The following is a 13,819-nucleotide window of genomic DNA, read 5'->3' as shown; positions in this document are numbered from 1 at the left end:
TTTTCTTTAGTGCTATGACAGGTCATGTAAGGCGCTCATTAAAAGGTGGTTTAGCAATAAAATCAACCACCGGGCTGGCTTGTTCGTATTCGGCAATAGAGATGCGGGTTAAGCTAGCATAACCTACCTGAAGTTTGCTGTACCACGCGCCTTGTTGCCAGTTACTGGATAATACCTCGGCCAGTATCTGGCGAATAACGCCTCCATGGCATATCAGCAAATTGTTTTGCCCTATCATTTCTGTGTTTAATTGCCCCCAGCAGTTTATGACTCGTTGATGAAATGCATTGAGTGTCTCGGCGGCGGGTAGTGTGCAATGAAAGGGATCCTCCCAAAAGCTACTCAGTGCTAACCATTGTTTACGCAAATCATCGAAGGGCACACCATCGTATAGACCAAAATTACATTCTTGTAGGGCATCTTCCACAATTAAGGGGACATCAAGCTCATTCGCTAATTGTTGGGCGAACACCAAGCAACGTGAGAGTGGGGAGGTGACGATGATATCTGGACGATTGATTTGCTGTACTTGGGCGAGCATAGCACGGTGGCCTTGTTCGCTTAATGATACATCTGTTTTCCCATATATTGCAGCAGGACCATTGACTTGCCCGTGGCGCAATAAATTAAATATTGTGGGTTTAGCTAATCTCATGCCTAAGGCCGTTTCAATGGCATGGGTAAGCCTGCAGCCACAAAGGTGACATTGTCTGCTGTTCTAGCAACCGCTTGATTCAACCAGCCTGCTTGGTCAACAAACTGTCGGGTGAGCTCACCCATGGGAATAATGCCTAATCCCACTTCGTTGGCGATAATAAATATATTGGTATTGCTGGCTGATAGCGCCTGCGTCAATGTGTTAAACAGTAATTTAAAATCTTGCTTTGGGCGATGATATAAATGGTTATTTAGCCATAGCGTTAAACAATCGATCAACAGTATGGGGGGCGTGTTGGCAGCTGTATTTTGCTGCATGATGAATTCCGGTAAATCTAATGGTACTTCTGCTAAATTCCAATGCCTCGGGCGCTCCTGTTGGTGGCGGGCAATTCGGGCTGACATTTCTGCGTCTGTGGCGGTAGCGGTCGCTACGTACGTAACGTTTCGGCTCGTTTGCTGGCTCAAAGCTAACGCTTGTTGCAGCCCAAAATTTGACTTGCCTGAGCGTGCGCCACCTAAGATTAAATGCAGCATAGAGTCACTTTTATCTTATGGTCCATCAGCGGTTTACGTTTCATAGTGAAATTGCCTCTAAAGGAGATAAGACTGAATCGTCATGTACGCTTACTAACAACAGTAAATAAATGAGTAATTCTTGAACTTGTTGAGCGAAGCCTAAGCAATCCCCTGTGTATCCGCCTATATGTACCTTAAACCAACACTTCATAACATAGCGCAGTGAAAGACCAGCCAAAACTATCATCAGAGCGTCGGTAAAGGGAAGCCATAACAATGCCGCGCTACTAGAGATAAACAGCCACAGTAACGCTGTGGGTTGCATTGCGCTGGCTAACGACTGGCTTTTGCTGTAGCCCGCGCTGGTGCGGGCGTATCCCAAGTGCTGGGTATGAGAAAGGGCTAACCCACGCGACAGGGGATAAGCGATGAAAAGGCCTAATATTAGGTGCCCATTAACGGCTAATGTGTACAGCAAAACGGTTTTGGTTAATAGCATTGTGATAAGAGCACAGGTTCCGTAGGTTCCTATTTGACTGTCTTTCATAATGCTTAATTTACCCGTTTGCGTGTGTGCTCCCCAGAACCCATCGCACGTATCGGCTAGGCCATCTTCATGCAGCGCACCGGTGAGCAATAAACTCAGGATCACAAGCAAACAGATGCTGGGCGCGATACCAATGTAAGGTATGACAAGCAGATAAAAACCGCTGAGTATTGCGGCTAATAACCAGCCTATCAGGGCAAAATGCCGACCTGCTTGATGTAATTTCTGTGAGCTGTAGTTAACATCTTGATGTACGGGCAGACGCGTGAAAAAACTCACAGCTAACAAAAATAGATTAAGTTGATAAGTGAAAAAGCGATTCACGATATTTTTGCCTTGTTATTGGTTTTACTGTTATGGGCTTTACCATCGTTATACTGTGATGCCAGCACTCTCAAATGTTGCCATGTCATTATAAAAGCTCGCTGCCGCCTGCAGCAAAGGTAAGGCGAGTGCGGCTCCCGTGCCTTCACCTAAGCGTAAACCAAGAGAAAGCAGAGGACGTGCATCAAGTTGAGCTAAAACTTGCTGGTGGGCTAGTTCAGCAGAGCAGTGAGCAAATAACATATATTCTTGTGCACGGGGGGCAATACGAACAGCAAGCAGAGCCGCAACGCTAACAATAAACCCATCGATTAATATACTTTTACCGGCTGCTGCAGTGGCGAGAATGGCGCCAACAATCTGTGCTATTTCAAAGCCACCGACTTCAGTTAAAGCGGTTTGTGGGGTGAAGGCTTTGGTTCCATGGAACTGATTAACGCGTACTAAAGCATCGGATATGAGCTGCACTTTTTTAGCCAGTTGCTCATCACTTATTCCCGTACCTTTTCCTGCGGTACGTTCTGGACTTAGGCCGCAAATAAGGGATAACAACGCAGACGCGCTGCTGGTATTGCCTATACCCATTTCGCCAAAAGCCAATACGTTACTGCCTTGAGAAATCTGCTTATTTGCGACCTTAGCGCCAAGAGCAAGTGCCTGTTCGGCCTGGCCTTCACTCATCGCCGCCTGACAGGAAAAGTCTGCTGTACCTGAGCCTATTCGTTGTTCTATCAGCATATAGCGATCGTCAGATTGAATATTTGCGCCAATAGGAGTGCATATACCTGCATCAATAACTTTCATCGTCCAGCCTAACGTGCGGCAAAAGCAATTGATTGCCGCCCCACCACTGAGAAAATTCAATACCATTTGCTGGGTGACTTCGGGAGGGGCAATACTAATACCGTTATTTGCGATACCGTGATCACCGGCAAAAACCAACATGGCGGGTTTATTGATTTCAATATTCGTATTTTCTGGATTATTGCTTCGCTGAATCAGCGCCAGTTGGCGAGCAAGGCTTTCTAATTGCCCTAATGCGCCCAGTGGCTTGGTTTTATCATCGATGTGTTTATCAATAGCAGGTAAGAGCTCACTGTTTAAGGATTGTATTTGCCAGGATCCTTGCTCAAAGAGCGAAGCGGTGTTCGACATAAGTTTCGAACCTCGTGTTTTTTTGGGCGTAGCAGTAACGTGTGATGATCCAACCGCGTCATGCTCGGATGCGTGTTTTGTATCGGCTTGAATGGATGAGAGTGATTCAGTGTTCATATGTCTTCACTTATTGTTAGTCTTTTTATGTCTGTCGCTGGCGGATAGCGAGTAAGAAAAACACGCTGCCGATGGCTGAAGTAATAATGCCGATAGGAATTTCTTGTTCTGTTAACGCTGAACGGGCGATAATATCTACGAGTACCATAAAGCTGCCCCCGACCAATACACACCCTAAGATGAGTGCTCGACTGGTGACCCCAACCCAACGGCGCACTATGTGAGGAATAAGCAGGCCTACGAATCCGATGCCGCCGCAATAAGCGACAATGCAAGCGGTAAGTGCGGCGCATATCCCCAGTGCCAGTAAGCGAATGGCCGTGACATTGACGCCTAAGGTTTTCGCATTTTCATCGCCAAGTAATAATGCGTCGAGCCGACGTCCAAATAGTAATAGTAAGAGCACACTGCCCATAACAATAGGCAACATTATCCACGCATACCATATCTCTACTCTGGCGAGGCTTCCCATAAGCCAAAAAATCACTTTGTTGGCAGCAAACGGGTCACCCAAAAACAATAAAAAGTGACTAAATGCACTGAGCATAAATGATACGGCTACACCGGCTAACAGCATATGTTCACCTCGGCCACCAAATGAACTCGATGCTAATGCCTGCACTAATGTGACGGCGAATACGGCTCCTAAAAATGCCGCAACGGGTAAGGCAAGGGAAAATGAAACGTCCGGTAATAGTCGAAATAACGTGAGGGTTTCACCCACTTGGCTGTCAAACAGTAAGGTCGCAATACTTGCACCGAGCCCTGCACCGGATACCACCCCAAAAAGGTAAGGATCGGCTAAACCGTTACGCGTAATGTTTTGTAAGGTCGCGCCGGCTACGGCAAGGCCCGCCCCAACTAAAAAACCGACCAGTACGCGGGGTAAACGAATTTCCCAAAAAATAACTGAATCGACTTGTGATGCGCATTCGGCAACCACACATTGGTAAAGCTGTGAGGGGGATAAATCAGCCGCGCCAAAAAATATCCCGATGATGGGAGATAACAGCGCTAAAAAAAGAAGAAAAGACCAGCGGTTAATCATCAATAGTAACGCTTATCAGGTGGATTCATTGACTTGAACTGCACCATTTCAGGCATTTGACTGGTCTCAGCTTCATCTGGAGGATAGAAGTCTACGCGCAGATGATGGGATAAATCATCACGCCTGATTTGACAAGGGATCTTAAAAACATGTTCTAAGGTGGGCGCTTGCAATACGTTTTTAATGGGCCCTTGGGCTACCATTTTTCCCTTATCCAATAAACAAAGATGATCGCAATAACTGGCTGCTAGGTTAATATCATGCAGGCTCATTACTACAGTCATTTGTTGCTGGTGGGCTAACGTTCTTAGTAACTTGAGTACTTGATGTTGGTAGTAGATATCAAGGTGATTAACCGGTTCATCAAGTACAATAAGCGCAGCTTTTTGTACTAACGCACGCGCAATTAACCCTCGTTGTTGCTCGCCACCTGATAGCGAACTGAAGGTTTGATGAATTTTTTCACTTAAGCCCACCTTGGCAATTGAGGCGGCTAAATGTTGGTGGTCTTGGACGGTTTCTCGCGACAATAACGTTTTGTGCGGCAGCCATCCCATACGGACAATTTGCTGCAAACTTAGGGCAAATACACTTTCGTTGAGCTGATTGACGACCGCGATTTGTTGGGCTTGCTGTAAGGGAGTGTATTGATTCAAGGCTTTACCGCGCCAACTTACCTGCCCGTGACTGGCTATTTGACCTGATAGCATCTTGAGTAGACTGGTTTTACCGGCACCATTAGGACCAAGCACGCCTAGCACCTTGCCACGTTCTAACGAAAGATTAATATTGGACAGGATCGTATTGCCACCCGCCTCATAACAAAGCTGCTGAGCCTGCAAGTTAGCCAAGTTTAGCGTGGCGTCTGTGTTTTCATGACCGTTCAAAGAGACACTCAATCAAGGCGAGAATACACAGAGCATTCAGTATCAAAAACTGAAAGACAATCTGTTATTCACGTATTCCCGCGTGATAATAAATAAAAGGATGTATTAAGGCTGGTATCTGACTTACAAGCGGGTGTTCGAATAGTCTATATATACGAACAGCTTGTTTACAGTTGCGGGTACAGTTCTGGTATCGCACCAGATTCCCATTTAATTTAAACAGCCGAGATGATTGAGCAGTTTAAAACCTAAGTATGGCCGATAATATAGCAATTAAATCAGTCATCTACGAGAGGTAATTGTAAAAGTTAAAAGAAGCTAATATGGCTTATAACCTAACGAAAATAGCTCGCTACTTTGTGTTGTAGTGAAGCACTGCATAGCAAAATACTAGGTAAAATATGCAGAGGGGAAAATGCTTTTCAATAAGTAGGGTGTAAGGCTTTCATTGTTTAGGGTTTATTATTTACCTGTTTACCTAGTGGATATTTTGCTTGTTACCATATTCGACTAATGCTAAGTTTCTGACCTTTAAGGATAAGATAGATTGATTAACGAAAAAATAGAGTCAATCGTCAGCCTTATAACCGATAGGAAAGTGCAACGGAGTGTGCGGTTTGCCCCTCTTTGTTTGTTGAGTGATAGAACCTAATAAAAGGACGTATTTTGAGAAAACTGGCATTAATTTTACCTATTATCGCTTTTAGTAGCTTGGCCGCTGAAGATAATCAAACCCAGCAGTATTCCGTAGGTATTGGTATGGGGGCATTGTATTCAGGGCTGGGAGCAAATATTGCATTAGTTTCAAAAAACGATATGAAATACTTATCGGCTGGTTGCGTGGAATATAGCTCAAGGTTTGGTTCAACATGTGGCTTTGGTGCAGGTTGGGTCAAAACGGATTTGTTTAATTTTGAAAACAACAAGCATGGCTTTGGGATTTACGCGAGTATTGCTGGGCACGAGCATTCTTATCGTGTTAATCCAGATATCAATGGCAGACCCTATCAAGTTAAAGAACATGATATATACGGGGTAGGCGTAAGTTACACCTATTTTTTCAACGGTATAAATCGCTCAGGCACGACCTTGGGGATCTCGATACACGGTACTAACGCAGATTTTGAGAGTACCGTCGGCGGATTTTTACAACTTGGTTATCAGTTTTAGTTTTGCTTCGGTCAAATATGTCACTGTAGATATAAACGACTGCTGGGTATCGACATTTTCAAAGTACATAGCCGACCAAAAAGGGCAAAAAATCTGGGAGTTTAGCGCCAACAACAGACTAGATAATGATCTTGTTCAAGCCTCTATTAAGTGACGGCTTAAACTCCCATAGAAACGACACTTTGGATCGTATCGATGTTTTAGCGCGAGTAATTTAAGGCTATTTTTACCAAAGTAGCTTTTCAGTTCATCCTTTGCCAAGAACTCATAATTTTGATATGCCTGCCCATTATAAAAAGTAGACAAAGTAGCATGGCTGTCATCAACCCAACGCTCGATTTCCGAAACTATTTTTACACCTCCACTGATACCAGTGACACTGCATATAAAATTTGATTTTCGATGAACGAATGCGCTGTCTTCACAGGCTCTATCTTGAATTGCCCCGCCAAGAGGATCAAACATGATCCCGCAATAATCATCTGGACAATTAACATAGCAATCAATAACGTCATCAATAAATTGTGAAGATAGCGCGTGGGATACAAAGCCATTACGCCAATAAACACAAAGCTCACTTTGATAGGCATTAGCTTGCATTTCAAGGTAGGTTTTTTCACTAATGTCCATTTTTGCGCCAATGCCCCAATTTGAAATACGCTTAAAAAAAGCGTCACATTCTGACTTAGTCGCTGTGCTAAAAACCATTATTGAGATTTTTTCTCGGCCCTGGGAGGCTCTGGATAGATAAGCATATACAAAGTAGTCTCTGGCGCTGCTGAGCACTTCATCACTATAATGTTTTAACACCTTTTTCGCTTCGCAAATAGGCCATTCTATGAAGCCGCCAATCACTGTTGATGGTACGACATAGACTTTTAACGTTATCTCGGTAATCACGCCAAATTGGCAGCCCCCACCGCCACTTAATGCCCAAAAAAGGTCCGGGTCAGAGACTTTATCGACTATTCTCTTTATTCCCAGTGCATCGATCATTGTGACGTTGACTAAGCTGTCACAGGTTAGGCCAAACTTACGTGATAAAAATCCGATTCCTCCTCCTAAGGTGGCACCGATAACCCCTACATCAGGGCATGTACCCAGTGGAACAGCCAAACCATATTGGGTGGTGTAAGCATCTAGTTCCCTATTCCTAACACCTGCGCCTAAGCGAACAGATTGTCGATCTTCAGCAAGGGAAATAGATTTAAAGGTCGACATGTCTAGCACGATCCCGTCGTTCACTACACAGCTTCCCGTATTGGAATGCCCCCCTCCTTTGACTGATATCGCCAAGTTATGTTCGTTGGCAAAGTTGATAGCCAGACGAATATCTTCTTCACAACTCGCCTCAATAATGACCAGGGGGGTATTGTTGATACCATGATTAAACACTCTTTTACGAATGTGATACTGCTGGTCATGAGAGAACCATATGTGTCCGTTAAACTGATAGGCGATAGCTTTGAGTTGCGCTTTTAAGTTACTGATGTTCACGTTTGAAATCCAAATGAAGATAGAACTATTAAATAGAGGGCTTATGCTCGTTTACAGTCGACACGAGTGTTTCAGCGTTTATTGCACAAGGCGAGCCGTATTTCTTAAACGCACAGCAATATTGCTCCTTCTAAATCCAATAAGCCATGCATCTTCTTACTGAAGTGAAGTGGCAGATTATTAAAGGCATTGGTTGACAGAAAGTCACATGAAAAAATCGTTATTTCGATTTTCGATATTATTACGATGGGGCTTAAATTCGATTTAATATTTAGAGCAATGGACATTGTATAAATGATTGGAAAATAGATGTAAAAATGGTGGCCCAACCCTGACTTGAACAGGGGACCTGCCGATTATGAGTCGGATGCTCTAACCAACTGAGCTATTGGGCCATCTTAAAAACTATCTTAAACGCTATGTTTTACTCGCTGAAGAAATCAGCAAAGGTGTAAAACGACGCGCAGTATAAGCACTTTTATTTTACTTGTCATCTGTTTGCTTACACTTGAGTGACAGTTTGCTGGAAAAATGCACAGTGAGGTCTATTTTTAAACAAATTGCCAACAGTCTACCTCTGCTACTCGCCGTTTGGCAGTAACGATACTGTTGAAAACCGAAAGTGTTGTACCTGCTGCTTTTTGTTATCTAATACAAGTAAGCCCGTCGGCGAATTCCGTAATGCTGATGTTAATCTTATTTTGAGGCTTTTGTGCACTCGCCCCAGCCAGTAGTTTATAATTTACAATGAGATAACAAAGGTGTGCAAGGATAAATAAACTTTGTTATCTTGCTACTATATAACGGGCCTTAGTATATAAAAATATAGGCATTTGGAGAACAATATGACCGAAAAACCATTCTTAGTCAGTGGCCGTAACACTCTTATTCATAAAATTAGGAAGCTAGATCTTTTGGTCACTAATGGTGAAGATAACCCTGCTATTCTTGTGACGCACAAAAGTATAAAAGAATACACTGGGGCGATACCAGATAATAGGCGCGAAGCAAAACAACTAGATATGGAAATGGTGGATGTAACGGTAGGTGATGTTTTCGGAGAAGAAAAGACCTTACTTTTTGTACAAACGATCAATGGTAAAGAGTATAAAATTGATTACAGTAAGCATGGCACACCCTTGTTCATTAAAATTCATCAAGATAATACGTTTTAATTAATTTGCACCGTCCGGCACATTTCCAGTGTGCCTGCTTTTTATTCATTATTTATGCGTTTTCTAGTTAGTAATATTTATCAACACTACTGCCATGTATTAAACGGCATCGAATTATACCCGGTGATTGTTTTAGATTCCCCTCTGAATTGCACGTATTGCTCTTCAAATACATTAAAGCGACAGATATCGATGGGTGTTACTTCTGAGGCGTTAACTGAACCGATTATCTTTCCTTGCTCCATGGCTTCAGCTACCAGTTCAGAGCAAAACCAACTAGAAAAATCCTCAGAATTTAAGCTCATCTCTTTTAATAAAGGAATGGAGTCTGTTGCGTCAACAGTAGAGCCAAATAGTTGCCAAATATCATAGGGTTTGTGATTTTGCTTGAATAGAAAGTCAAAAAATGCGCTTTTGTTGCTTTCTAAATTAACTCTGGCTTTATTCCCTAAAGGTAACCACCACATATCACCATCATAAGTCGCAACCCGCTCACTAAGGCGGGTGAGCATAACGCCACATTTGCCGTTATAACTAGTTGCTTCTATGGCTTGATTAAAATATCTACCACTACCTTCATCTAACACTTGGGTTTTTATAACAACGGCGACATGGGTGACAACCGAACGTGTGGTTAATTTTGCCCACTTAGAAAATAGACTATTGCCGCCAAAGGCAATGATATCGCCAGGTTGCATTTTTTCACGGATTTGTGCGTAGCTTCTTTGTTGATGTTGTTGGCAGATTGTCATGTTTAATCCCTAAAAATATCTACATCCATGTATGTTTTTTATACTAGCGAATTTCTGACACGTAACAAGATAAATATTTATGCCGTTGAACAACACCATACCCAAGGCGGTTAAGCCTATGCAATCACTGCTTGATCGCTTTATCTCATTTTACCGCGCTTGAGCGATATTTAAACAACCATGTCTTATTCATAATCTACTTATTAGCTGAACCTGCCATTTCGGTGGTGTTTACTATTTCGGTTTTCTAATAATAAAGAGGCATGTCATGAAAAATTTATTTTTTGCAGGAGCTGTTGGATTAAGCGCAATGTGTGCAACGTCAGTAAGCGCAGAGTATATGGATCCGGTTGTAGAAAAAAAATTGGTGAAAGTGTGTGAAGCGCTCAAAAGTGATAGTCGAATTAGACTGCATATGGCGATAAAACGCAGTGGTGTGAAAGCGAAATACTTGGCCAAGGGGTTAGTGTGTAACGGGCACGACCCGGTTACATTCGCCGCGCTTAACAATGCCAATAAAACAGGCACGTTGATGGCGAGTAGGCTAAATGTTGATTATCAGGCGTTGTTAGCTAAGTTATGAGTGATAGTGCATGTGTACTGGTTGTGTTAACACAACGTTAGCGCAGCCAGACATTACCTTTTAGTGTTACACGTCTATTGGTCCGCTAAGTTGGCCTGATATACGGCGCCAATATGCTGTTTTCACACCATCAAGTGTTTGTTTCATCCCTAATTTACTTTCCTAGTTGAACTTTTTGTTAGTTTCGAATTATCGAGTTATTGCGTATGCAATTTACCGATTAATAACAATTAAAATTAATTTCAGGGAGTCATACATGAAACAAACATCATTTAGACGAAGTATTACTGCACTTGCGGTAGCTGCGTCACTTGGTTTTGCATTACCTGCTTTGGCAGATAACACGACAGCAAATATTTCAGGTTCAATCAACGCTAACGATTATTCACAATACACGGTTATTGCCAAAGACCCAGCGACTGGGCTTGAACGAGAAATATCAGTTAGCGATGAAGGCAGCTTCCGTTTCGCTAAATTGCCTACTGGCGTTTATGACATCACTGTCAAAAAGGGCGATACAGTAGTAGCTGAACAAAAAACACGTATCAGCTTGGGCTCAAACACTTCATTAGCGTTCGACTTTATTGATAATGATGGCACTGAACGTATTGAAGTAACAGGAGCAAGAATTTCCGCAATCGACTTAAGCTCGACCGATTCAGGGCTTGTGATTGACGAAGTCGAGTTGGACAGAATGCCGGTGTCTCGCAATATTACCGCAGTCGCCTTACTTGCCCCAGGTACAGTTATGGGTGATTCCAGCTTCAGTTCGCCTAACTCTGGTGGTACAGCGTCTTTCGGTGGCGCTTCTGTTGCTGAGAACTCTTGTTATATCAATGGTATGGAAGTCACAAACACCAGTCAAGGTTTGGGCTGTGGTACGGTTCCTTTTGAATTTTATAAAGAGTTCCAAGTTAAAACCGGGGGCTACTCAGCTCAATTTGGTAGAACAACGGGCGGCGTATTAAATGCGGTGACTAAGAGTGGTTCAAACGAATGGGAATTTGCTGCAACAGCTTTGTTTACTCCTAAATCTCTTCGTGAAGATGGTCAGGTTTCTTATTCTGCCGGCGGGGCGGGTGGCCAAGAAGTTTTTCGCAACCAAACTCAAGATGACTACAGCAAAAGTGAATTTACGTTGTCTGCATCTGGTGCATTAATTGAAGATACTTTGTTTTTCTATGCGCTAATTAATCCTCGTGATGTTGAAAATAACTTTGCTTCACAGTCTAGCGGCAATTCCCAATACGCACCTGATAACACTTTCATCAAACGTGATTCAAGTGGCTCGGACAATATGTTTTGGGGTGCTAAGGTCGATTGGTTTGTGAATGACGATCATAAAATTAGCTTATTTGGCTATTCGAACAAGAGCAATACTCAGTCTACATCGTATGCATTTGATTCACAGACGGGAGAGATTGGTGAGGCTTCACAAAGCACAATCAGAGAGCGTGGTGGCGATCTTAAAAGTATCAGCTACACGGGTAACTTTACTGATGAGCTAACTGTTTCTGCGATGTATGGTGAAATCGAAACCGATTACACCAACACGCCGAGCAATTTAGATTGCCCGACAGTACTAGATACCAGAAGCGTTCCTGCAAATCAGAAGATAAATAGCTGCGGGGCCGGCGGAAACACAGGTACGAATCAAGATAAAAACAAGCAAACGCGGATTGATATTGAGTATGCGTTCGAAGATCACTTAGTAAGAGTGGGCTATGATAAACAAGAACGTGAAACTTTTCATACTTCTTCACCCATCACTGGACACAGCTGGACATATTCTTCTATCGAACCGAACGCTGTAATCAGCAATAACGATGGTCCTTTATTCACCAATACTACCGGTGCTTTATTTGATGTTGTCGCTGATCGTATATTCACCGGTGGTGGCGGTTTCAGCACAGACTTAAGTGCTTGGTACATCGAAGATGAATGGCAAGTAACGGATGATTTGATGCTGTCATTAGGGCTTCGTCGCGATGAGTTTGAAAACTCAGGCGTAACTGGCAAGGTTTTCTCATCGTTTAAAACAGATATTGCTCCGCGCTTAGGTTTTAGCTGGGATCCTACCGGTGCCGGCGAGTCTAAAATATATGGAACGTACGGTACTTACTATTTGCCAGTAGCTAACAATACTAATTATCGTGCTGCGTCTGGCTTAAGTGATACAACCACTTATTATGCCTTCACTGGAGCCGATGCATCAGGTGCACCTACTGGCACTTCGCCGGTTTCAGGTACAATTGCTGATTCGCAAATTGTTAACTCTGTACCTAATCCCGCAACGAAAGAAACATTCCAAGCGGAAGAGGCTGATCCCTTTAGTAAAGATGAATATATCGTAGGCTATGAAACGGCCATTAACGATGAATTTTCATTCTCAGTTCGCGCCATCTATCGTGAAGTTGCCACTGCACTAGACGATTACTGTGGGCCGTTTGCATCGCAAGCAACCTGTACGTTACTTAACCCCGGTAAGTCTTCAACTTGGCAGTTGGATAACAACAACGACGGTGCTATCGATCCAGACAGCCGTAGAACCTATTCCGCTGAAGAAATTGGTTTACCTGATGCTGTGAACGAATATACGGCTTTACAACCTCAAATTAACTATCGTGCTGATAACATGCGTATGTCGTTAATATACACTTGGAGCCGAAGCGTAGGTAACTTTGAAGGTGCGGTTAAATCTGATATCGGCCAAGCCGATGCGGGTGTAACGCAGGATTTCGATTTCCCTGCGCTGATGGATGGTTCAGATGGTTACCAGCCTAATGATCGACGTCACGTATTTAAATTCTTTGGTTCATATGATGTGACTGAAGATTTAACGGTTGGCTTTAATTCAACCCTTTCTAGTGGACGTCCGTTAAGTGCCTTTGGTCAGGGATATCCGTCTCATGATCCAACCGTTTATGGCAGCTACGGTGATACTTTCTATTTATACACAAATCAATGTCCTGACGCTAATGAAGATGGGATATGTGGGCAGGATGAGAAAATCTATCAATTTAGTCCACGTGGTACTAGGGGGCGCACGCCTTGGACATTTAACCTTGATTTGTCAGCAAACTACAACTTCACCTTTAGTGATGTAGATATGCGCGCGACATTGAATGTGTACAACGTTTTAAATGGCCAAGCCGAGACGTCACGAAATGAACATTATGAAAATAATCGCGCGGAAGGTTCATTTAATTCATATTACGGTGCAGCTTATACATGGCAATCGCCTCGTTATGTTGAACTAGGGTTTGAAGCTCGCTTTTAATTAAGCTGGTTATTCAAAATTAATGAAACGGCAACTTCGGTTGCCGTTTTTGTTATTTGCTTAGCGATATTTATTTCGGTTGACGAAATGTTTCTAGGTATTTCTGTT

Annotated in this window: 12 protein-coding genes, 1 tRNA gene and 1 riboswitch; of the genes, 4 read left to right on the top strand and 9 right to left on the bottom strand. The window is 43.1% G+C overall.

All coding sequences use genetic code 11. The annotated features are described in order from the left end of the window. Positions 1–22 precede the first annotated feature (22 nt). The 6 genes from GQS54_RS11145 to GQS54_RS11120 form a co-directional block, all read right to left on the bottom strand. Entirely contained in the window at positions 23–655 is a 633-nt protein-coding gene (locus tag GQS54_RS11145) for a histidine phosphatase family protein (protein WP_166424063.1), read from the bottom strand. A gap of 2 nt (positions 656–657) precedes the next feature. Further along, complete coding sequence (gene cobU / locus GQS54_RS11140; RefSeq protein ID WP_166424062.1) at positions 658–1,194, bottom strand: bifunctional adenosylcobinamide kinase/adenosylcobinamide-phosphate guanylyltransferase; 537 nt, start codon at positions 1,192–1,194, stop codon at positions 658–660. A gap of 40 nt (positions 1,195–1,234) precedes the next feature. Beyond that, complete coding sequence (locus tag GQS54_RS11135) at positions 1,235–2,047, bottom strand: adenosylcobinamide-GDP ribazoletransferase (RefSeq protein WP_166424061.1); 813 nt, start codon at positions 2,045–2,047, stop codon at positions 1,235–1,237. A 48-nt stretch (positions 2,048–2,095) separates the two neighbouring features. Then, the gene (cobT, locus tag GQS54_RS11130; RefSeq protein ID WP_240919913.1) at positions 2,096–3,202 is read right to left on the bottom strand and encodes a nicotinate-nucleotide--dimethylbenzimidazole phosphoribosyltransferase; all 1,107 of its coding nucleotides are present in this window, start codon (positions 3,200–3,202) and stop codon (positions 2,096–2,098) included. A 142-nt stretch (positions 3,203–3,344) separates the two neighbouring features. Beyond that, positions 3,345–4,367 (bottom strand): iron ABC transporter permease, encoded by a 1,023-nt coding sequence (locus GQS54_RS11125; protein ID WP_166424134.1) that lies wholly within the window; start codon positions 4,365–4,367, stop codon positions 3,345–3,347. Continuing rightward, positions 4,367–5,254: an ABC transporter ATP-binding protein gene (locus tag GQS54_RS11120; RefSeq protein ID WP_205967723.1), complete on the bottom strand. Its 888-nt coding sequence runs from the start codon at positions 5,252–5,254 to the stop codon at positions 4,367–4,369. The genes GQS54_RS11125 and GQS54_RS11120 overlap by 1 nt, the downstream gene beginning before the upstream one ends. Before the next feature lie 91 nt (positions 5,255–5,345). Continuing rightward, positions 5,346–5,521, bottom strand: a riboswitch (cobalamin riboswitch). 399 nt (positions 5,522–5,920) lie between these two features. On the opposite strand from GQS54_RS11120, the gene GQS54_RS11115 reads away from it, so the two are divergent. After that, positions 5,921–6,424 (top strand): hypothetical protein, encoded by a 504-nt coding sequence (locus GQS54_RS11115; protein WP_166424059.1) that lies wholly within the window; start codon positions 5,921–5,923, stop codon positions 6,422–6,424. Between the two features lie 135 nt (positions 6,425–6,559). Here the strand turns inward: GQS54_RS11115 and GQS54_RS11110 are convergent, their stop codons facing one another. Both GQS54_RS11110 and GQS54_RS11105 read right to left on the bottom strand, forming a co-directional pair. Then, positions 6,560–7,921, bottom strand: a complete 1,362-nt coding sequence (locus GQS54_RS11110) for an FAD-binding oxidoreductase (RefSeq protein WP_166424058.1) — start codon at positions 7,919–7,921, stop codon at positions 6,560–6,562. Positions 7,922–8,239: 318 nt separating this feature from the next. Beyond that, a tRNA-Ile gene (locus tag GQS54_RS11105) sits at positions 8,240–8,316 on the bottom strand. 450 nt (positions 8,317–8,766) lie between these two features. On the opposite strand from GQS54_RS11105, the gene GQS54_RS11100 reads away from it, so the two are divergent. Continuing rightward, positions 8,767–9,096 carry a hypothetical protein gene (locus tag GQS54_RS11100; protein WP_166424057.1) on the top strand — a complete coding sequence of 110 codons (330 nt, stop codon included), beginning with the start codon at positions 8,767–8,769 and terminating at the stop codon, positions 9,094–9,096. Between the two features lie 86 nt (positions 9,097–9,182). Here the strand turns inward: GQS54_RS11100 and GQS54_RS11095 are convergent, their stop codons facing one another. Beyond that, positions 9,183–9,848 (bottom strand): hypothetical protein, encoded by a 666-nt coding sequence (locus GQS54_RS11095; RefSeq protein WP_166424056.1) that lies wholly within the window; start codon positions 9,846–9,848, stop codon positions 9,183–9,185. 268 nt (positions 9,849–10,116) lie between these two features. Here GQS54_RS11095 and GQS54_RS11090 point away from each other — a divergent pair, with 268 nt between their 5' ends. Next, positions 10,117–10,431 (top strand): DUF3718 domain-containing protein, encoded by a 315-nt coding sequence (locus GQS54_RS11090; protein ID WP_166424055.1) that lies wholly within the window; start codon positions 10,117–10,119, stop codon positions 10,429–10,431. Positions 10,432–10,687: 256 nt separating this feature from the next. Continuing rightward, complete coding sequence (locus GQS54_RS11085; RefSeq protein WP_166424054.1) at positions 10,688–13,711, top strand: TonB-dependent receptor; 3,024 nt, start codon at positions 10,688–10,690, stop codon at positions 13,709–13,711. Positions 13,712–13,819 lie beyond the last annotated feature (108 nt).

This window comes from Paraglaciecola sp. 20A4 (assembly GCF_011378905.1).
Taxonomy (GTDB): Bacteria; Pseudomonadota; Gammaproteobacteria; order Enterobacterales; family Alteromonadaceae; genus Paraglaciecola.
The sequence above is the reverse complement of the archived record's forward strand: the minus strand, read 5'-3'. Positions and strand labels throughout refer to the sequence as shown.

Bases quoted from the DNA above. Each gene is read 5' to 3' on its own strand.
- GQS54_RS11095 (WP_166424056.1), bottom strand. From the start codon at position 9,848: ATGACAATCTGCCAACAACATCAACAAAGAAGCTACGCACAAATCCGT.
- GQS54_RS11090 (WP_166424055.1), top strand. From the start codon at position 10,117: ATGAAAAATTTATTTTTTGCAGGAGCTGTTGGATTAAGCGCAATGTGT.
- cobU (WP_166424062.1), bottom strand. From the start codon at position 1,194: ATGCTGCATTTAATCTTAGGTGGCGCACGCTCAGGCAAGTCAAATTTT.
- GQS54_RS11125 (WP_166424134.1), bottom strand. From the start codon at position 4,367: ATGATTAACCGCTGGTCTTTTCTTCTTTTTTTAGCGCTGTTATCTCCC.
- GQS54_RS11085 (WP_166424054.1), top strand. From the start codon at position 10,688: ATGAAACAAACATCATTTAGACGAAGTATTACTGCACTTGCGGTAGCT.
- GQS54_RS11100 (WP_166424057.1), top strand. From the start codon at position 8,767: ATGACCGAAAAACCATTCTTAGTCAGTGGCCGTAACACTCTTATTCAT.
- cobT (WP_240919913.1), bottom strand. From the start codon at position 3,202: ATGTCGAACACCGCTTCGCTCTTTGAGCAAGGATCCTGGCAAATACAA.
- GQS54_RS11145 (WP_166424063.1), bottom strand. From the start codon at position 655: ATGAGATTAGCTAAACCCACAATATTTAATTTATTGCGCCACGGGCAA.